This window comes from Nostoc sp. NZL, from assembly GCF_015714705.1.
GTDB lineage: Bacteria > Cyanobacteriota > Cyanobacteriia > Cyanobacteriales > Nostocaceae > Nostoc > Nostoc foliaceum_A.
Genome location: NZ_WBKL01000209.1, coordinates 1 through 19561, shown reverse-complemented (window position 1 = coordinate 19561; position 19561 = coordinate 1). Strand labels below are relative to the sequence as shown.

The 19561-nt window shown below is 45.9% G+C and carries 18 protein-coding genes and 2 pseudogenes; all 20 read right to left on the bottom strand.

Annotation, left to right across the window (positions count from 1 at the left end; all coding sequences use genetic code 11):
* Positions 1–210: 210 nt before the first annotated feature.
* Complete coding sequence (locus F8R90_RS31375; protein WP_193948160.1) at positions 211–579, bottom strand: cupin domain-containing protein; 369 nt, start codon at positions 577–579, stop codon at positions 211–213.
* A 35-nt stretch (positions 580–614) separates the two neighbouring features.
* Positions 615–845 (bottom strand): AraC family transcriptional regulator, encoded by a 231-nt coding sequence (locus F8R90_RS31370; RefSeq protein WP_196513979.1) that lies wholly within the window; start codon positions 843–845, stop codon positions 615–617.
* A 133-nt stretch (positions 846–978) separates the two neighbouring features.
* Positions 979–1644, bottom strand: coding sequence for a hydrolase (locus F8R90_RS31365; protein ID WP_196513978.1), 666 nt, complete (start codon positions 1642–1644; stop codon positions 979–981).
* Positions 1645–1703: 59 nt separating this feature from the next.
* The gene (locus F8R90_RS31360; RefSeq protein ID WP_196513991.1) at positions 1704–1802 is read right to left on the bottom strand and encodes a rubredoxin; all 99 of its coding nucleotides are present in this window, start codon (positions 1800–1802) and stop codon (positions 1704–1706) included.
* A gap of 21 nt (positions 1803–1823) precedes the next feature.
* Positions 1824–2237: a hypothetical protein gene (locus tag F8R90_RS31355; RefSeq protein WP_196513977.1), complete on the bottom strand. Its 414-nt coding sequence runs from the start codon at positions 2235–2237 to the stop codon at positions 1824–1826.
* Positions 2230–3123 carry a pirin family protein gene (locus F8R90_RS31350; RefSeq protein WP_196513976.1) on the bottom strand — a complete coding sequence of 298 codons (894 nt, stop codon included), beginning with the start codon at positions 3121–3123 and terminating at the stop codon, positions 2230–2232. The genes F8R90_RS31355 and F8R90_RS31350 overlap by 8 nt, the downstream gene beginning before the upstream one ends.
* A gap of 347 nt (positions 3124–3470) precedes the next feature.
* Positions 3471–3959, bottom strand: a complete 489-nt coding sequence (locus tag F8R90_RS31345; RefSeq protein ID WP_196513975.1) for a lipocalin-like domain-containing protein — start codon at positions 3957–3959, stop codon at positions 3471–3473.
* A 17-nt stretch (positions 3960–3976) separates the two neighbouring features.
* Positions 3977–4855 carry a dioxygenase family protein gene (locus F8R90_RS31340; RefSeq protein ID WP_196513974.1) on the bottom strand — a complete coding sequence of 293 codons (879 nt, stop codon included), beginning with the start codon at positions 4853–4855 and terminating at the stop codon, positions 3977–3979.
* Positions 4856–5469: 614 nt separating this feature from the next.
* Complete coding sequence (locus F8R90_RS31335; protein WP_230967183.1) at positions 5470–6390, bottom strand: NAD(P)/FAD-dependent oxidoreductase; 921 nt, start codon at positions 6388–6390, stop codon at positions 5470–5472.
* Between the two features lie 200 nt (positions 6391–6590).
* Positions 6591–7346: an SDR family oxidoreductase gene (locus tag F8R90_RS31330; protein WP_196513972.1), complete on the bottom strand. Its 756-nt coding sequence runs from the start codon at positions 7344–7346 to the stop codon at positions 6591–6593.
* Between the two features lie 88 nt (positions 7347–7434).
* Positions 7435–8403: a zinc-dependent alcohol dehydrogenase family protein gene (locus tag F8R90_RS31325; RefSeq protein WP_196513971.1), complete on the bottom strand. Its 969-nt coding sequence runs from the start codon at positions 8401–8403 to the stop codon at positions 7435–7437.
* A 77-nt stretch (positions 8404–8480) separates the two neighbouring features.
* Positions 8481–8738, bottom strand: coding sequence for a nuclear transport factor 2 family protein (locus tag F8R90_RS33970; RefSeq protein ID WP_442946771.1), 258 nt, complete (start codon positions 8736–8738; stop codon positions 8481–8483).
* A 123-nt stretch (positions 8739–8861) separates the two neighbouring features.
* Entirely contained in the window at positions 8862–9443 is a 582-nt protein-coding gene (locus F8R90_RS31315) for an ester cyclase (RefSeq protein WP_196513969.1), read from the bottom strand.
* 117 nt (positions 9444–9560) lie between these two features.
* Positions 9561–9800, bottom strand: a pseudogene (locus tag F8R90_RS33250) (oxidoreductase); the annotation flags it as partial.
* On the bottom strand, positions 9797–9979 hold the full coding sequence (locus F8R90_RS31305) for a hypothetical protein (RefSeq protein WP_196513967.1): 183 nt from the start codon (positions 9977–9979) through the stop codon (positions 9797–9799). The pseudogene F8R90_RS33250 and the gene F8R90_RS31305, both read right to left, overlap by 4 nt.
* A gap of 202 nt (positions 9980–10181) precedes the next feature.
* Positions 10182–10739: a DsbA family protein gene (locus F8R90_RS31300; RefSeq protein WP_196513966.1), complete on the bottom strand. Its 558-nt coding sequence runs from the start codon at positions 10737–10739 to the stop codon at positions 10182–10184.
* A gap of 202 nt (positions 10740–10941) precedes the next feature.
* Positions 10942–11571 carry a response regulator gene (locus F8R90_RS31295; protein WP_196513965.1) on the bottom strand — a complete coding sequence of 210 codons (630 nt, stop codon included), beginning with the start codon at positions 11569–11571 and terminating at the stop codon, positions 10942–10944.
* 7 nt (positions 11572–11578) lie between these two features.
* Positions 11579–18652, bottom strand: a complete 7074-nt coding sequence (locus F8R90_RS31290) for a PAS domain S-box protein (RefSeq protein WP_196513964.1) — start codon at positions 18650–18652, stop codon at positions 11579–11581.
* 173 nt (positions 18653–18825) lie between these two features.
* Entirely contained in the window at positions 18826–18987 is a 162-nt protein-coding gene (locus F8R90_RS31285) for a hypothetical protein (protein WP_196513963.1), read from the bottom strand.
* A 196-nt stretch (positions 18988–19183) separates the two neighbouring features.
* Positions 19184–19324, bottom strand: a pseudogene (locus F8R90_RS31280) (IS4 family transposase); the annotation flags it as partial.
* Positions 19325–19561: the final 237 nt, after the last annotated feature.

Here is a 19561-nt window from a genome sequence, read left to right as displayed (position 1 = left end):
GTTTATGCCTCGTCTATAGCGCGGTTGCAGCACAATCGATGAGCTTGGCAACAGCATCTGCATGGGCAACCATCACAACATGGGACGCGCCATTCACTACAGCAGTACTCATGATGGCTCCTAGAGAGTTTCAATGAACATTGACTGAAAACGATGGCTGGGTTTCCTAAGATCGTGATCAATCATCCCTAGCAGTGAGATTTGCATGAATCAGACTGGTGCATAAATCGTTTCGTCTTCTTTGCGCCAAGCTGGATCAACTAGACAAACGAAAACAATGGGTTTGTTGCCGTAGTTGTGAAGGAACTGGATTGCATTTGGAGGAATGTAAACCGCATCACCTGGTTCAATGCGACGAACTTCACTGTCGATCGACATTTCGCCAACACCGCTAATGATGTAATAAACCTCAGAAGTTTTTAGAGAATGGGGAATCGAAGTTTTGCCAACAGGTAAGATCGCATGCGCCAAACTGTAACGCAAGTTGATGTCTTGTTTGTCAGGATGAAGCAGTTCGCGCAGAACAGTTCCATCTCCAGCGATAATTTCTTCACAGTCGTTTAGTTTTTGGATCAGCATAAGTTTAGGCTTGCAATTACACAATCGGAGCAAGTTCAGAATCTGTGAATTTTGGACGAGAAATTTGCCTGTTCCACGCGCCGTTGAATTACGTACTGATGGGGCGAAATCCCCATCGTTCGCTTAAACAAACTTGCACAGTAAGTCGGGCTGATGTTAACTACACTTGCCAGTTCGGCTAAGGATAAATCACGATTCAGATGAGCATGAATGTAATCGATCGCCTGCTGCAATTGGCTGTAAGTTAAGCTTCTATTCTCAGGCATGATAATTTGTACGACCTCAGAATAGTGGCGCAACAGATGAATCACTAACGCTTGAGACAGAGACAGTATTTTATCTTTTTCAAAATGCTGTCTCCTATTTTACTTGTTGCTTCCGTAGAGGAAACCTCAAGTATTAGTGTCCACCTGAGGTCGCTGGAGGGGTTGTTGCAAGAAGCTGAAGTTCCCAGGCAAGGGCCACCGCACTAGCACCGCCATGCTCAAGAATAATATCTGATACACCCGCAGATGTTTCTGTGCGTGCCCAGTCACGCTGCCATTCAGCAAGTACAGCCATCCAGTTGATTGGAATTGCGCCAGCCTGAACCATACGGCGAACAGCCATGTCATGAGCTTCCGCAGTAACACCACCCGAAGCATCGGTAACGATGAATACTTCATAACCTTCACCAAGCGCCTGGATTGCTGGCATTGCGAGACAGATTTCGGTGTAAAGCGCAGCAAGTATAAGTTGCTTGCGGCCACTTTTCTTCACTACATCTGTAACGTTTGGATCTTCCCAGGTATTGATGAAAGTGCGGTTGATCGGTTTTTGATCAGGAAAAACATCCTGTACTCCCTTAATGATGTAACCTCCTCTCTCTTCAATGACTGTGGTAAAGATTGTTGGTACGTTGAACACCTTTGCCGATTTAGCAAGACCAATAACATTGTTAATGATCATCGTAGGTTCATGGCTGTTCAAGTTGGTGAACTGATAGGGCTGGTGGTCAATCAGTACCAGGATGCTATCTTCTGGACGAAGCAGTCCTTCTAAGCCGATTTTTGGATTTTTAGACATCGCTATAAGTCTCCATTCAATGTTTACTTTTCAGACACGCCCTAGCGTGTGAGTCTGACTCAACGGGGTGAATGACACAGTTTTTTCACATTCTTCGCGCCACAGACTGGACATAACCAATCTTCCGGCAGATCCTCAAAAGCTGTTCCCGAAGCAATTCCAGACTGTGGTAAAGCGGGTTAAATACTGTCAGAGGTCAGCAACATCATGACATCTGCATGAGCTAACACGACATCGGGGTGGCGTTGAAGCGCCGTGTTATACTTCATGGCAAACTCATCGCCCGATTCGTCGGGGCTGAGCAGTGTCCGAATGTCACTGTCAATCGCTTCAATTGCTTCTGATGTAACAGGTTCATCGGCATGACGCAACTCATCGATTTGGATAATCAATTCTGAGAGTCGATGCAACCAGGCAAACTGCTTATGACTAATCACCAGTTGTAGCAATTCACCTCTAGAAACTTGCCCTCGAACTTGCTCATAGGTAAGACGCTCAGTCTCTAGTAAAAGCTTGTGCAGATGCAGTAGTTTGATTCGTATCTCACTCAAGCGTTGATGTTGACTAATTTGATATTGAGATGTGTTAAGCATCAATCCGTCCCATCCTTCCTTCCTGGTAGTCGTTGATCGCCTGGGTAATTTCAGCTTCAGTGTTCATGACAAATGGACCGTAGCGCACGACTGGTTCGTTAAGGGGTACACCTGCAATCAGCAGAAGATCTAAAGGACGCTGAGCATCAGCAGGGTTGGAGATCACCACATCTTCTCCATCTTGAGAAAAGAGCACCATCTGCCCATCATCACCAGGCGTTGGCTTTGTCCCAAACAACCCAGCTCCCTCCAGTACATAGACAAAGGCGTTGTACTCTTTTGTTACAGGCTGGATCATCGTTGCTCCTGGTTGCAGTGTGAAGTGGAGGTAAGTTATCGGCGTGCGCGTCTGAATTACGGCTTTTGCTCCTAACGCTTCTCCCGCAATCACCCGCACTGTCACAGACCTATCTTCGGTTTGAGCTACCGGAATGTGAGCCGCTGGAATTTCCTGATAGCGGGGCGGCATCATTTTGTCTCGTTGTGGCAGATTGACCCATAGTTGAATGCCGTGGAGCCGTCCACCAGTTCGGGTAAACATTGGCTCCGGCATCTCGGAATGCACGACCCCGGCACCTGCTGTCATCCACTGGACATCACCCGGATTTAGTAGCCCGGCGTGCCCCGCAGAATCTTTGTGTTCTAACCGTCCATCCAAGACATAGCTGACGGTTTCAAAGCCCCGGTGCGGATGATCGGGTGCACCTTTTGCCTGACCCGGCTTTAGATTAATCGGACCCAACTCGTCGAGGAGGAGAAACGGGTCAAATTCAGAGAAGCTACTTTTGGGAAAGGGCCGACGTACAAGAAATCCGGCCCCTTCGAGTGTTTCAACGCTGTTGATTACTCCGGCAACGGTTCGAGACGTTTGAGTGGGGACAGTCATAGAATTGCCTCTTCAGAACTAGACAAATATGTGTATCATTTGAGCCTGACTCAACGGGGTGAATCACAGAGTTTTTTCGCAAGCCAGAAATGCAGCAGATCACTGATTATTCCTGCTGAAGAAAGTCCAGCAACAGGGGATTGATCTGATCAGCGTGAGTCCAGTTGATGGCGTGCGCCCCGCCGGGAATGACAACCAGCCTGAGTGTTGATCGCCCAGCGCAGAATGACGAACAGGTAGGGAGCGGCAATCGATCGTTCGCCAGTGAGCCAGTTTCGTCCGTCGAGATAACCGAGGATAGCGACGTTTTCAGTGAGTGAAAAGTGATCGTACTTGCCTCTACTTCGTTATCGACAACGAACTCCCCTTGCTATAATGCGTTCCCACAGCAGCTCAAAAACCGCTTCAACACCATCACTCAAGACTGGCGGCGTCACGAGCGTTAGTCGGCTCTCATTAAGAGTAAAGGTGCGAACTAACGTTGTACCAACGCGATTAGGAATTGATGCAATTTTGATCTGGTGAGTTACTGTGTTGCCACTCAACGTATAAGTTCCAGCGTAAGCATTGAATGTTGTAAATGCTTGAGCAAGCTCTTCCACGGGTAAAGATTGCATCTGGGGAGTCAGCGGTGATCTGACCTCCTGACTCAGCGCTGAGCGATCGCTCCTAGAAAACATCACCATCATGTGACCATCTGATGTGTAAGTGATGTAGCCAACCGGATGAGTTCCATACACGTCTGGAGTCACCGTTCCATCAGCGTAAATGGCGGTTGCAGAAATTAACTTCCAAATGCCAATTAGCGGATTGTTCTGGATTGATGGTGTAGACATAATGTGCAACCGTTGCTTTATAATTCTCTGCTAGAGAGAGTAACGGGTTTCAACACAAAATCAAATTCCGTTGTGTAAAACTGTTTACTTTGATTCCGTGCCTTGAGTTCGTCTAGCGCTTCGTGCTTTTGTAATTCAACGATCATTGATCGCACTGCAAAGGTTGTATCTGAATTCAGGTGAGGATCACCAGCAATAAAAATTTGTGTTGTCAGCGACGTGTACTCTGGGGCACTGACTTTGAAATGGATGTGAGCTGCCCGCCAGGGATGCCGTCCCAACAGTCGCAACAACTCGCCAGATGGACCACTGGCTGGCACCTTGTAACCTATTGGCACCACGGTTTCAAACATATACTTTCCACTCTCGTTCGTTTTGAAACGTCCCCGAAAGTTCCCCAGCGGCTGAGATGGATCTTGGATATCATATAATCCTTTGGAGTTGGGTTGCCAAACATCAATCACAGCATTGGCGATCGGTTGACCGTTCAAATTGAAAACTCTGCCTGACAGGAAAAGCGCGTCTCCTTCTGCATCAATACCCAAGCGATCGCCCATCTGCCGTTCTGGTGCATTCGGCACATACAATGGTCCTTCTAAATTGCTTTCTGTACCGCGATGGGCATCGTGCAGCAATTCTACCAACTCTGAGATCCCTAGTAGATCCGTCAACAAATGGATCTCTCCAGTGGGAATCTCTTGAGTGTGATGACTTGCCTGGTTGAGAAAATTACGTCCCTGCTGCAATTCTGATTCTGTCAGATTCACCTCACGAACAAAGTCATGCAAATGTGGAATCAAGCTCGTGTAAATTTCATAGAGTCGCGGGTGAGATTTGCCGCGATCGCCATGATTAATGACGGCTTGAGTGATGGTGTCAAGTGCGATTTTCTGCACGATCAAACTCCTTTTTAGTTACGTGATTAATGATGGTTGTTTTACGGCGACTATCTTGACTTATAGTCTGTGTCCTAATCTAATTGGCTACAGCTATAGTCTGGTGACTTGATGCTTTCAAGACTCATCCTGACGATTTCGTGCGGCATACCAATCCATTCAAGAACGATGAGATTAGCCAGCGAACAGGCACCGGGCATATGATAGGGTTTCATAGAATGTCCCTTATCGCGAAGAATGTGTTTTTGCTTCCTATCTGCTGTTTTCATCGTCTGAGTGTAATGACTCCTAATGCTCGGTTTCTTTCAAATTCTTAGGGTGTTTTGTCAGATTCTTGTGCAATCACCTTCAAGACGCAGCGTGGAACCGAGCGTTCTGTCAAGGAACGCGCGGATCAACGTTGCTACCTCTTCTGCATGAGTCTCCAGCGCAAAATGTCCGGCGTCGAGCAGCAAGGATGGTAAGGTAAGAACCAAAAAACCACAAAGATTGCATCATTAGATCGCTCTGTAGACTTGATATGTAATTAACACGCATGACTTTCCCTACTCTCTTGGTCTATGAAACTAGACCAGCCACGATGCTTGTTCTGATGAAGATTGAATTACCTTGATTTAGACGAAATCTTCCATAATCAGAGAGTGATTTAAGCCGCTAGCAGCAACGCTACCCTGAAAAACAGCAGCGACGATCACTTGCATGGGTGAAGTGATGTCACCTGCCGCATAAACACCTTTGACGCTAGTTTCGTTAAAAACATTGGTCGTCTTGATTAAATTGAATTCATTCAACTCACAGCCTAACTTTTCAGCTAGGTTTGAACGGAGTGTTTGCTTTAGTCGGATCAGTATTCCGCGACGCGCAATTTTCTCATTTGTCTCAAAAACAATGTTTTCCAATTGTCCGTTATCGCCTTCGAGTCGGATGATTTTCTCTTCGCGGACAAGGATTTTGTGGTTTTCCAACAGTGTCCTTTGATCAGCGGTTAGATCGGCTTTGCCGTTGGTGCAGAGGACTAAATCAGCACTCCAATTTTTCAGCAATGCCGCCATTTCGATGCCCGTTTCGCCATTTCCAACAATGGCAAGCGGCTCGTCGCACACTTCCCAGGCATGGCAATAGGGACAATGAAACACGCTTTTGCCCCAGAAATCACCAAAGTTTTCGAGAGCTGGAAATTCATCCATTACCCCGAAAGCCAGCAAAATTTTGCGCGTTTTTTTTATCGTGCCATCCTCAAACACAACTTCAAATTGATTGCCAGATGGGTTGATTTCCTTGACCCCGATCGCTTGAAATTCAACGCTTTTATAAGGTTTGAGCTGGTCGCGCCCGATGCTCAAAAGTTCATGCGGACTGATGCCATCGCGGGTGAAAAAGCTGTGCGACTCGTGTGCGGGAGCGTTACGCGGATTCCCTTTGTCGCAGACTAACACTCGACGGCGACTTCTGCCTAAAAGCAGTGCCGCACTGAGTCCAGCGGAACCGCCACCGACAATGACGCACTCGTAAATCTCTTTGTTTTGGTTCATCATCTTTTTCTGTTCTCCAACTTTGGATATAATCATCAACTCCTAAGTTCTCTTTGTCTTAGTTCACTTGAGTGTAGTCAGTTCCAACACTCAACTTCTTGCAGATTCCTATGGAGTTTCCTATGGAATTAGCGAACCGATTTCAGTGTTGCTTTAGTGAGTCGCTTGAAGTGCTGTATCAAACATTTCGCACTGCCTTTCGACTACTGCGCTACAAACCCACCATCTACCAGCAATGTTGTACCTGTTACAAACGATGCCAGGTCAGATGATAAAAACAGAACTGCATTTGCAACTTCAAGCGGTGTTCCAATTCGTCCGATCGGGTGAAGTCCTGTTATGTAAGCTTTGGCTTCATCCTGTCCACCTGTAGCTGCTTCAAACATATCTGTTTCGATTGCCGCTGGTGCAACGACATTGATGCGAATACCCGCTTTGGCATATTGGAGCGCAGCAGCTTTTGTTAAGCCTACTACCGCATGTTTACTCGCGGTGTAGAGGGGTACGCCAGGAAGTGCAACTACTCCATTCGCAGATGCCGTATTGACGATTGAACCACTTCCCTGTTTCAACATCTGAGCAATTTCATATTTCATCGACAACCAAACGCCTTTGACATTGACGTTCATCATGCGCTCGTATTCAGCTTCTGTTTGCTCAATCAATGAGGGATTTTCGCCGACAGTTCCTGCATTATTAAAGGCAATATCTAACCGACCAAAAACGCCAACCGCTTTATCAACCATTGCTTTAACATCGGCTTCTCTCGTGACATCTGCTTGCACAAAAATCGCCTCTCCATCGGCTTTCTGAATCAATCGAACAGTTTCTTCACCTTCATCCATTCGACGACCCACCACCACTACCTTTGCTTGTTGTTGGGCATAAGCGATCGCGGTTGCACGACCAATTCCCGAAGTTCCGCCAGTGACTAACGCTACTTTATCTTGCAGTATCATCCTGTTTCTCCTGTTCCAATCAATATTGACCTTCAGCACACAATCAAAATCCGATCCGTTTAGCAATTACCAACCTCGTAAGGCTGGTTTAATCTTCTGTAAATTTCAGCACGATCTTGCCCCGTGTTCCTCCCTGCTCTAGACGCTGATGTGCCAGAACGACCTGATCCCAAGAAAATACTGAATCAATCACTGGGCGAAGCTGATGACGCTCGATGAGTTTTGTCAAAGCCTCTAATTTTGCTCGGTACTGGGGTGAAAAAACAAAATGAATCGTCAGATTCTTACCCCATGCTTCAAGAAGCGATTGCGGTATTGCAATGTCTACAATGCTTGTAAGCCTACCAAAGGGACGAATGATTTCTAGACTACGCTGAATTGTTTCTTTGCCGATCGTATCTAGAACTAAATCCACACCCAGTCCATTTGTTTCTTGACGAATGACTTCTACGTAATCTTCATTTTTGTAATCAATCACCCGATCTGCGCCCAGTTCTGTCACGAAATCTCGGTTTCTAGAACTACACGTCGCAAAAACGTATGCCCCTATCGCTTTGGCGAGTTGAACTGCGATCGAACCCACTCCACCCGCACCCGCATGGATGAGAACTGTTTCACCAACTTGTAGATTGCCCCTAGTCACTAGACAATCCCAAGCAGTTCCGCCTGCAAGCGGAAAAGAAGCTGCTTCAATGTGCGATAGATTTGCAGGCTTCAATGCAACAATCGCTGCATCAGCCACATGATACTGAGCATAGCTACCGAATTCTCCAAAAATTTGCGGCGAGTAGTACACGTTGTCTCCCACCTTGAAATCAGTCACAGCTTCGCCAATTGCCTCAATCACCCCTGAAACATCGACTCCAAGGATGGCGGGTAATCGAACTAGTTCCTTGTAATCACCACGACGAGTTTGGTAATCGACCGGGTTAATCGAGGTTGCACAAACTCTGACTAACACCTGATGCGCCTTCAGTGTTGGTGTGGGAACCGTTTGAATCTCAAACTTCTCAGCATCACCAAACGCAGTTAATACGGCTGCTTTCATAGATTCCATCTGTGGTAATTATCCTTGATTTAGAATAAACAGTGTTGTTGTACAACCCGGCCTTTACACGACCAGCACTCAACTGTTTAGAACATCGTGTTATCGTTAGCCGACGCTTCCGGGATAGTCTGAAGCACGTCCCAATGCTCGACTATCTTGCCTTTATCATCCAGGCGGAAAATGTCGATGCCTGCCCAGTCGTTGTCGTCCGGCCATTGTTGGCAGCAATGCAAGACTACATAATCGCCTTCAGCGAAGACGCGCTTAAACTGGACGCACTTGCCCGGATATTCTTTCGCTATCCTCTCGAAATATTCGATGAAAGCCTGCTTCCCGCCGGCCACCGCTGGGTTGTGCTGGATGTACACGTCGCCGACATATTTCTCGATGGCTTCTGCGGGCTGACACTGAACGATCCTGGTTGCAAAATGGCGGGTTTGGGTATTGATGTTTGCTGGCTCCTACACTTAGTCGCGCTCGATTAGTGTGTTTGAAGGTAAGTTGGGATCGATCGCCTTACGCGCACTGTCAACGCCCACGACGGGAAGTGTACCCGGATCGAGCAAGCCGACTTGAACCAATACACTTGCCTGATCCCAGTAAATATGTTCGTGGGCTAGTTTGCCATCACGGAACTGGACGATCGCTACTACTGGCACTTCCACCCGTTTTCCGGTGGGAGCAACGCCGGGTAATATCCATTCCATCCAAACAGTATGAGTGAACTTAGCCATCATTTCATCCACGAGTTGATCTGTCCCGATCGTGCGCGAGATTAGGGTCAACTCCGTGTCCGGCGGCATCTGTGGAATGAGGTATTTGGAATAAAACTCGCGCAGTGCTGGTTTCCCGACTCCCCCAGTCATTACCGGGATGTGGTTAACGTAAGCATCTTCAACCATCGTAGCGAGGGCATCTTCAGTACTGTGAGTGCCAAACTCGTACTGTAAATGCTCTTCCCAAAGTGCTTGCAAAGACTCCTGGGCTGGTGTCAAATTGGTAGTTGCTTGTAAATTTGCTTGTCCGTCTACAGTTTGCTCTTTGACCATGATTAAATACTCCTGGTTCTATCTATCTAAAGTGTCTTGAGTTCCAATGCTTGACTGCTTTCAGATTCTTAAAATGATTTGTCAGATTCTTGTGATGTTAGTGAACTTGTTTCAATAGACGTATAAGCATTCAGCGCCTGTTTCGCGAATCAGTTTGGCGGTTTTTTCACCTTCTGCATCACGTCTGCCTGAGAATACTACCTTTGCTCCAGCAGCACCAAATGCGATAACTTCGTTAAGCTTTCCTTCTCTACGAGAGGCTTCGCCAACGGAACGCTACGCGAACGCTAACGCCGTTGCTCTACCGATTCCCGATGTGCCGCCTGTAACTAACGCCACTTTATCTTGCAGTATCATTTTGTTTCTCCTGTTTTAATTTCATCAGTTTGTATCGGGTAAGCTTGTCTCAGCAACTCAGTAACTTCTTGCGCGATCGCAATCAGGGCATAATTAACTGAGGAGTCCTGAAGAGAATCAGTCTGAGGTGTACCTTCATACCCAGAATCATTCTTGCCTTGTACTAGTAAATGCGTCATAGAATTATCCTCAATGAAATACTGATTTGTAATTGACTAAATCAATACGCAGGAATTCAGTTGTTGGCATGGTAACTGTTGTCATGGTTCAAAAAGCGGCAATTTTATTCAGTGAAACAGGCAAAATCTAGCCATCGAAATTAGATAGCTTATAGCACTTACAGACAAGTCAGATATGAATTGAGAGCAAAGATCGGGGAACTTAATGACTTGCAGCAATCATGGCAGCCATCAACTCCGTCGTGTTCCAGCGCTCGGTATACCGAATTCCATTGATAAACAGGGCTGGGGTAGTCGTCACTCCACTCTGTATTCCGCCTTCGATATCTTCATTGATGCGATCGACATGCACTTGTTTAGACAACTCTTTGAGAAATTGAGGAATGTCAAGCCCTAAATCATTGGCGTACTCGATAAGATAACCGTTCTCCAACCTTTGTTGATGGTCAAATAAAGTATCGCTCATTAACCAAAACTTTCCTTGGGCGGCGGCGGCAACGGCTGCTTGGGCTGCCCGTTGTGCCTGGGGATGAATCTGGATCTGTGGAAAATGGCGGAAGATAAAACATAAATAATCCTCTCCAAAAGAAACCGTAAGCTCTTGCCGAATGATTTTAATCAGCTTGTAAACGGCTGCACTTCTAGGACATTGATAATCCCCATACATCACTAATACCACGGCGGCACTTAGCACACCTTGACTGTGATCTTGGGTTGAAGCTGGCACAACTAAAGAACTGGAACTATGGTCGTCGATCATCTTTCTACATCTGTATCAAGCATGGAACCTTGTGATTCACTTGCTCAATCCACATGAATTCAATATAAGCAATTGGCTTTTAGTTGTCGTCTACAGTGAGTTAACATTTTTAGGCTGTAATTTGATGGAGCAGCCGCTCCTTCTTAAGATAGAAGGTAGGCTCTAACTTAAGTTAGAATCCGAATTTGATCGAAAGTACATCCTACAAACTTACAATGCCGCGCTTAACGGCAACAATCACAGCTTGGGTGCGATCGCTGACATCTAACTTATTCAAAATCCGATTGACATGAGATTTAACCGTGCCTTCACCAATACTCAAAGCAGTCGCAATATCAGCATTACTCATCCCCTGAGCCAGTGAGCGGAGTACTGCTAGTTCTCTTTCACTCAGTTCTGGATTGCTGAGGCGCTGTACCAACTTTGCTCCTACATCGGGCGGAATATACTTCTGACCCCGATGAACGGTACGAATAGAATTCAGAAGCTCGTCAGGTTCAGTTTCTTTCAACAGATATCCTTTTGCTCCTGCCTGCAATCCCCGATAAATATCTTCGTCACTATCATACGTGGTCAGTACAATAATCCGAGCAGATTTAACGATCGCACAAATTGCACCAATGGCGGCAACTCCTTCCACTTCAGGCATTCGCAGATCCATTAGCGTTACATCTGGTTGGTGTTCCCGAAATAAGGCGATCGCCTGTTCCCCATTTTCGGCTTGGGCAATCACCTGCATATCTGGGTCACGGTTAATAATCGTGGCTAATCCTTGCCGAAAAATGGCGTGATCGTCCGCAATGAGAACCCGAATTGTTGTGGCTTGGCTCATCGTGATGCTACTCCCGATCTACGGTGACAATAATCTCTGTTCCTTGTCCAGGTTGGCTCTGAATCGTGAGTTGTGCACCGATACGCTCTGCTCGTTCGCTCATGCCTAGTAAGCCAAAACCCTCAGAGGCTGAAATACTTCCAACTCCAAAGCCCTGTCCATTGTCTCTCACGCGCAAGCAAAACTGGTCGCGATCGTAGACTAGCTCCACTCGAATTTCGTCAGCATTGGCGTATCTAATCGCATTGGTTAAGGCTTCCTGCCCAATTCGTAGTAAGTTATTCTCGACTTCAGTGGGTAGAGAATACACTGCACCCTCAATCTCATAATATAGAGTGACATCCATTGCGGCAGTTCTGATTTGAGCGATGAGACGATGTAGAGCGCTCTGTAGGCTGCCCTCCTCCAAAAGCTGGGGACGGAGTGCCACGACCGATCGCCGCGCTTCAGTCAATCCAGTTCGTGCCAATTCTTTGATCAGGTCTAGATGTGCCTGAGCTGCTTCTAAATCATCCGTTAGTACCTGGTTGGCAGCTCCGACCTGAGCCAGAATGCCTGTAAACGCCTGAGCGAGTGTGTCGTGAATTTCGCGTGCCATGCGGTTGCGCTCCTCTAAAATTGAGGCTTCTTCTGCTTGCTTCAGCGCCGTAATATCTCGCGCCAGCCAAATCACCTGATCGTGGTCGATTGGGGCAATGCGAGCCGAAAACCAGGCTTCTCGTCCATTTAGAAACGCACTGTACTCGACCGTGAGGGTTTGTTGGGTTCTCAGCACCTGCTGAATATAACCTAGAAATTCATCGGCTTGTTCCCTTCCGAGTTGATGCATGGTTTTACCAATCATCTCCTCAAAGGGTTGCCATAGCAGATTTCGTTCCAGTACGATTATTTCAAGGAATCGCCCTTCAGCAGTCAGTACAAATAATGGATCGGGAATTGCCTCAATTAGAGTCCGTAGCTTTGACTCTGAGACTTGTAGGGCTTCTTCTGCTTGCTTGCGATCGTTAATGTCAACGTGGGTTCCCAACATCCGCATGGGTTGACCTGATTCGTCCCAGGCAACAATTTTGCCAACAGAAAGAGTCCATTTCCACTGACCATCCTGGGTACGCTGGCGATACTCTGCTCGATAGCTGGAGATTTCTCCAGCAATGTAAGCACGGTAGGTTGCGACAACTGATTCTCTGTCATCAGGATGCAAACGAGCAATCCATTCAGAAATGGTTTCGTGAAATGTTGCTGGATTGTAGCCCAGCATTAAAGCGTATTCCGGGTTAACAATTCTTTCTTCAGTTTTTAAGTCGAGATCGTAGAGTCCTTGATTTGTGGCTGTTAGTGCCAGGCGCAGCCGTTCCTCACTATTTTGTAGAGCGGCTTCTGCTTGTTTGCGATCGCTAATATCTGCAACTACCCCTTCGGTGTAGTCATCGCCTGCATTCAGATAAAGAGAGAAAAGCCCCCAAAACAATGTCCCATCTCGTTTTCGCATCTGGACTTCAAAGCTTCGCACTTCCCGATCCCGCTTCAGCAACTCAATGAGGTGTTGGTGATCGCTAGGATCTGCATAATAGCCTATGACGTGTTCAAGCCCAATGATCTCCTCTGGTGAATCAAAGCCAAACAGATTGGCATGGCGTTGATTGGCATCGAGAAGTAATCCATCCGAGAGGCGGACTCGGAAGATGCCGACCTGCGAGTTTTCAAAGATAGTTCGGAACTTGGCTTCACTGCGTTGTAATGCCTCTTCTGCTTGTTTACGCTGGGTGGTGTCATTGCCAACCGATAAGATTTCAACTAACTCTCCCTGTTCATTGAAGATGGCTTGATTCGACCAGGCCATCCAAACTCGCCGACCGTCTCGACACAGGTTTTCACCCTCGACTTGCGGGTAAGATTGAGGATTGCGAAGTAAATCACGGATAAAGGGTCTGAGATCGCGTCCATAGGTATTGGTTTCTGGAACGATCGTTTCAAATAGGGTTCGTCCTAAAATCTGATGGTCTTCATAGCCCAAGAATTTCATCCCATAATCATTGATGTATCGAATCCGTCCTTGCGTATCATAACGAAGGATGACTGAGTTCGCGGTTTGTATTAAGTTGCGGTAATTGGCTTCACTTTGTCGTAACGCAGCAGTTCGTTCTGCGACCTGTTGCTCTAAAGTGCAGTTGTAGTCGGCTAGGAGTTTCTCGGCTTGTTTGCGCTCTGTAATGTCCTGAAAGGTAGCGATCGCATAAGTGATATTGCCCTGTTGATCAAAAACTGGTGTTCCCCGTGCCTCAATTAGAATTGTGACATGATCTCGACGAATTTCTATATCTTCAGTCCTAATGCGTTCGCCCCTTAATGCCCGCACAATAGGCAAGCTCTCCGCTGGATAGATTTGATCCGTTCCCGCTACATAAAGCTGATAAGCCTCTGATATCTGCTCCGGTGCTATGGAAGTATCAGTTTCTTTGCCCGTGAGTTGATTGCCGCATTGGTTGGTATAGTAAGGGCGACCCGCCGCATCCACGATCGCAATTCCCACCGGAATCGCTTCGAGGAACTGGGTGATCTTGCTTTCCTTAGCCCGCAGTTCTGAGTAAAGGTTGGCATTTTCGATGGCGATCGCTGCTTGAGTCGATAATAGCTGCAAGACCTGCGATCGCTCTGGTGTAAATACTCCAGCTGCTAACCGATTTTCTAAATACAATACACCGACCAGCTTGGCTTGATTCAGCAGCGGCAAACAGAAAACAGATTGAGGCTGGTTCTGTTGAATATATGGCTCATTAATAAAAGCACCTTCACGAGTCGCATCATTTAAGGTGACAGGCTTTAGAGTCCGAATCACATATTGAATGATTGATTCTGGTAATTGATCGGCAATTGGAATAGACTGTAACACCTGAGTCGCACAAGCATTTTCATCGGTATTGAGTTCACAAGCCGCTTCAATCGACCATTCTCCTGAGTTTTCTAAAATCAGATATCCGGTTTGTGCGCCAGCATTCTCAATTAAAGTTTGCATCAGTGATCGCAGCAATTGCTTCAGTTCAATTTCACGAGAAATTGCCTGTGAAGCTTTCATCACTGCTGCTAAATCGAAAGCAGTATGGAAGGGATTAGTGATAGTTTCAGCAGTAATAGGAATTGATGCAGAAGCGGCTCTAGACGACTGAGAAAAGAACTGTGGATAGCGGGTTTCTAAGTCTTTAACTTTAGCGGTTGCGCCCCAGCGATCGTAGCAATAGTGCGCCTCTTTCATGTAGGTTTGAGCAATTTTTTCTCGACCTCGCGCTAGATAGTGTTTAGCCGCTAATTCATAAGCTAATGCTTCTTCCTGGATATACTCATTTTCAGCAGCACCTGCGATCGCCCGTTCATAAAACTCTTCAGCCTCAAGAAATTGCCCTAAGACTCGTGCTTTCTCTGCCTCGACTAGATAAAATTTATGTAGATAATTCATTGGGGCGTGTTCTGCCCATTTCTGCATCTTTTCTTGGTTGGTGTTAACACAGTTTAGCCAAGCTGCTCTTTGGGAGTTTGAAGCATCGAGCGATAGGCTCAAAAGCGCTAGAGAATGATAGAAACAGAATATAGGTAGAACCGTTATTGCTGACACCTCTTCAAAATGTTGCCTTGCCAAAATAGCAGTCTGTTCAGCTTGATGGTGTTCTTCAAATAGATAACACAACATGACTTTGTGCAAATAGAGTATTTGAATTGCAGTTTCATCTTTAACTGCAATAGCGTGTGATAACGCCTCCTCTTCATTACACACCCGACCAACTAAGCGACTGGGATTAAGAGACCTATCTAACAAATTAAGAATAGTCTGCCGCAATATTGTCAGCCAATTCGAGGGACTTTCTCGTCTAATTTGATCGATCGCTTTGCTGTAAATTACTGTTTTTTGTTCCAGTTGAGTAAGTTCCTCCCCAGCAAAAAATGAGTTATGGCACACGTAATATGCAGCATAACCAGCGATTTCAAAGTCTCCGGTTTCCACTCCTTCCTGATAAGCCTCAACCAGCAGTGGTATCGGCTCCTTAAGATGTACTTTCCATTGCATAACATGCTCACTAAATACCTGTAATGCTCTAGCCTTGCCTTTTTTGGTATTCAATCGTTCTGCCGAGGTAAGAGCCAATTGACCAAATTTATAGCCGAGTTCAATGTCTTGAACAACTCCACATAGAACAAACCCATAGCAGGCATAATACAGCGGTGACCAGATAGTATTACCGTAGTTGATTGATAAATTTACCGTTCTGCATATAATCAGTATCCACAGTGCTGGTAACGTTATAAATGCAGCAGACCCCATATTCGATAGGATTGTTATAGCTGCCAGTGGTTCTGGTGCAGTCATCTCTGGTAAATTACTCAAGTCTTCGATTTCTCGTTCAGCGAGTAGTGCAGCCGTTGACTCCAATTCCCTTTGAATATCTGCCCGACTTGGATTTTCTATTAAATCTATTCCCAAGAGCTTTAACGCTTCCAACCCAGTTTTTAGTGTTTCTTTCAGGTTGCCCTGTGACGAATATCCTTGAATTCTGCTATCGTAAGCCTGCACTTTGTCAACCACTGTTTTGGCACGATCGAGTACCACTTCTACCAACTGTTCCATCTCATCAAAGCAACCCTGGAGATACGCCGCTTCTGCTGCTTCTGAGTACAGCGCTAAGGTGAGATCATACTCACTCTGCCAACTCTCTGAATTGAGGAGTTTAAGCCCTGTAGTGAAATACTTAAAAGCTGCTTCATAAGCCGTTGCTGCCTTTGCTTTCTGACCTGCCATTAAATTCAATCTGGCAATTTCAGTTCGTTCTGATCGAGCAGTGACTAGCTTAAGTCCTTGATTGAGATGATCGATGATTTCAAACAACCGATCGGATCGTTGCTCTGGTGAAGTTTTTTCGAGCAAATTGCCACCGATTTGGAGATGAACAACCTGTTTCTGCGATTCATCAATCAAAGCATAAGCCGCTTGCTGAACGCGATCGTGCGAAAACTTATACTCTTGAACCAACAAGTCTTCGTCCAAGTCAGACAGAGGTTGAATTAATCCCGCTTGTATTGCTTCTAATAAATCCTGAAAAATTGCTTTCGGTGATTTTTCGCAAACGATCGCCAACGTTTCTAAATCAAACTCAGACCCAACACAAGCCGCTATGGAGAGGACTTTCTGTGTTGCTTCCGGCAATTTCTGTAACTGTCGCAATAGCAACTCCACCACATTAGCAGTGATATCTTGAGCTTCAATCTCAGCTAAGTTCCACTGCCAGCTTAACTGTTGGGCATCAAAGGTCAACAGGTTTTCGCCATACAGCAGCTTCAAAAATTCACCAACGAAGAAAGGATTGCCCTCCGTTTTATGCAATACCAACTCAGCTAAGGAGCGCACAGTGTCAGTATTTTGATGCAACGTCTCGGCAATCAACTGACTCAACGGCAAGAGCGTTAAGGGTGCCAGAATGATTTCTTGAAGCACTGCCCTTTGTTTCCTCAATCGCTCCAGCGTTAATGCCAGTGGATGCGCTGGATTCACTTCATTATCTCGATAGGCTCCGATCAGAAATAGAAATTGGGTTTGCTCGTCAAGCATCATTAGTTCGATTAACTTCAGCGTGGCTGAATCTGCCCATTGTAAGTCATCTAAAAAGATCACCAGAGGATGTTCTTGGGAACAAAATACTCGAATAAACTGCTGGAAAACTCGATTAAAACGATTTTGAGCTTCTGTGGCTCCTACCTCTGGGACGGGTAGCTGCTTGCCGATAATCAGTTCTACTTCGGGAATCACATCTACGATAATTTGTCCGTTACTCCCTAATGCCGTCAGCAGACGCGATCGCCACTGTTGCACTTGCTCATCCGGTTCCCCCAGAAGTTGCTGCACCAACTTTTGCAGGGCATCCACAATGGCGCTGTAGGGAATATTGCGCCTGAATTGGTCAAATTTACCCGATATGAAATAACCGCGGTTTGCTGTGATCGGCTTATAGAGTTCCTGCACTAATGCTGATTTGCCAATTCCCGCATAGCCAGAAACCAACATCATTTCGACTTTGAATTGAGGATTTTCTATGCCTGACTCTGGTCGGTGGGCTTCGCCAACATTCCCTCTTGGGGCTACTCTTTCAAACGCCGCCAATAATGCTGCAATCTCCGCTTCGCGTCCATACAGCTTTTGGGGAATCTGAAACTGATCCGAAACATCTTGCAGACCTAATTGAATATGAGCAATTTGACCTGTTGTTGTAAATTGCTCTGTACAGCGTTCTAAATCCGCTTTGATCCCCCAGGCACTTTGATAGCGTTCTTCTGCATTTTTCGCCATCAACTTCAAAATTATGCCTGAAATAGGTTTGGGAATCGTGGCGTTCAATTTATGCACAGGAATCGGCGGTTTGGCAATATGACAATGAACTAGCTCCAGGATGTCTTGAGTGGGGAACGGTAGCTGTCCAGTTAACAGTTCGTAGAAGGTTACGCCTAGCGAGTAGAAATCGGTGCGATAGTCGAGCATCCGGTTCATCCGCCCGGTTTGCTCTGGAGATAAATATGCAAGTGTTCCTTCTAACACATGAGGACTTTTAAAAGTCGGATTCGTGCGGTTAAATTGGGTCGCAATCCCAAAGTCAATAATTTTGACAACGCCAGTATCCAGATTAAAGACTATGTTTCCAGGGTTGATATCTTTATGAATGATATTGGCTGCATGGATTCTGCCCAGAATATCGCAACTAGCGATCGCAATACTTAAAAATTTGGATAAAGGCATGGGGCAGAAGATATCTGGACGCTTATGCATCCATTGCTCTAGGGACTCTCCTCCAAAATCTTCTAAGATAATCACCAGAGTCCGTTGATAGTCTTGCTGGCTGTATGCTTTAATAACTCCTTCTAAATTCAGGGAACGGGTAATTTTATATTCCTGTCTGTAGCGGGTCAGTTCTTGAGGTGAGGGATAATCAAACTTTAGCATTTTTACGATGATCCCTACTCCATCCTCTCTAATGCCTCGATACACTAGAGAATTAGAACTTTCGTATATTTTGTTTTGGATAAAAATACCAGGTAGAGCGATCATAGAGCAACTCTTTAGAGAATAATCTGGCATAATCCAAACTATACAGCAATCTAGCTATCTACATCTTTCATCTTCTGGGATTCTATTTGGTTTCGTTCATTTCTAGCCAGTTGCAGAGTGATGGCGTTCACTTATGAGCGCTGTATAAATTATGTAGAGCAGTTCTACAGCACTCATTTGACAACTGGCATAGCACGGGACACCAGAAGCGGAAAGTTTTGCCCTATCCCTCGTACAACTTCTTGACTGTCCCGTTGTGTTGATATCTCCATTGAAACTGTAACCCAAAGACATTGGATGCCAAATTGCCAAAATTGTTCAGGGTATTCTCCCATACTCCGACTCCAAAAGCATCAATAATTTCTCTTCGACAGCCGTTAAATAAGCCCGATTCACCTTCCCTAACGACTGCAACAGATTTCTGACTGTCTCCTTCAGCGAATCGGAATACACCCGACTGATGTGATCACAAATCACCTGCATCTGCTGACATCCAGCAGGCAAGTAAACCTTGCGGGGCTAAAAAAAGGGCTAGGATGCAGATAGAATAAGCCTCATAGCTCTCTCTCCTTGCTGGTAGTACTTACGCTTATTAGGACTTAATCTCAATAATTCAGTAACTAACTCATAAGAATTTTCCATGAAATTAACCCAATTGTCGCCATAAAGACCAGGGTTAGCGCGTCTCAAACGCTATTGACAAGCGGACTTGCCTGATCAGCAATCAGGTTGGAAACAAAGTGGCACAATCCGAGCTAGGGTAAGATTTAATCCATCTAGGTGCAAGGTTCGAGTAATGTCAACCGGATTTGAGAACAAGAAAAGCAAAACCAAAGCATCTTTTGCACATAGCATAGATAGCAAAGACATTACCACTAAATTTCAGGAATATTTTACACAAGTAAAAGA

Coding starts and splice junctions, on each gene's coding strand:
- F8R90_RS31300 (WP_196513966.1), bottom strand. CDS start 10,739: ATGATCGACGACCATAGTTCCAGTTCTTTAGTTGTGCCAGCTTCAACC.
- F8R90_RS31290 (WP_196513964.1), bottom strand. CDS start 18,652: ATGATCGCTCTACCTGGTATTTTTATCCAAAACAAAATATACGAAAGT.
- F8R90_RS31335 (WP_230967183.1), bottom strand. CDS start 6,390: ATGATGAACCAAAACAAAGAGATTTACGAGTGCGTCATTGTCGGTGGC.
- F8R90_RS31285 (WP_196513963.1), bottom strand. CDS start 18,987: ATGGGAGAATACCCTGAACAATTTTGGCAATTTGGCATCCAATGTCTT.
- F8R90_RS31305 (WP_196513967.1), bottom strand. CDS start 9,979: ATGACGCATTTACTAGTACAAGGCAAGAATGATTCTGGGTATGAAGGT.
- F8R90_RS31325 (WP_196513971.1), bottom strand. CDS start 8,403: ATGGAATCTATGAAAGCAGCCGTATTAACTGCGTTTGGTGATGCTGAG.
- F8R90_RS31355 (WP_196513977.1), bottom strand. CDS start 2,237: ATGCTTAACACATCTCAATATCAAATTAGTCAACATCAACGCTTGAGT.
- F8R90_RS31365 (WP_196513978.1), bottom strand. CDS start 1,644: ATGTCTAAAAATCCAAAAATCGGCTTAGAAGGACTGCTTCGTCCAGAA.
- F8R90_RS31295 (WP_196513965.1), bottom strand. CDS start 11,571: ATGAGCCAAGCCACAACAATTCGGGTTCTCATTGCGGACGATCACGCC.
- F8R90_RS31350 (WP_196513976.1), bottom strand. CDS start 3,123: ATGACTGTCCCCACTCAAACGTCTCGAACCGTTGCCGGAGTAATCAAC.
- F8R90_RS31345 (WP_196513975.1), bottom strand. CDS start 3,959: ATGTCTACACCATCAATCCAGAACAATCCGCTAATTGGCATTTGGAAG.
- F8R90_RS31370 (WP_196513979.1), bottom strand. CDS start 845: ATGCCTGAGAATAGAAGCTTAACTTACAGCCAATTGCAGCAGGCGATC.
- F8R90_RS31330 (WP_196513972.1), bottom strand. CDS start 7,346: ATGATACTGCAAGATAAAGTAGCGTTAGTCACTGGCGGAACTTCGGGA.
- F8R90_RS31315 (WP_196513969.1), bottom strand. CDS start 9,443: ATGGTCAAAGAGCAAACTGTAGACGGACAAGCAAATTTACAAGCAACT.
- F8R90_RS31375 (WP_193948160.1), bottom strand. CDS start 579: ATGCTGATCCAAAAACTAAACGACTGTGAAGAAATTATCGCTGGAGAT.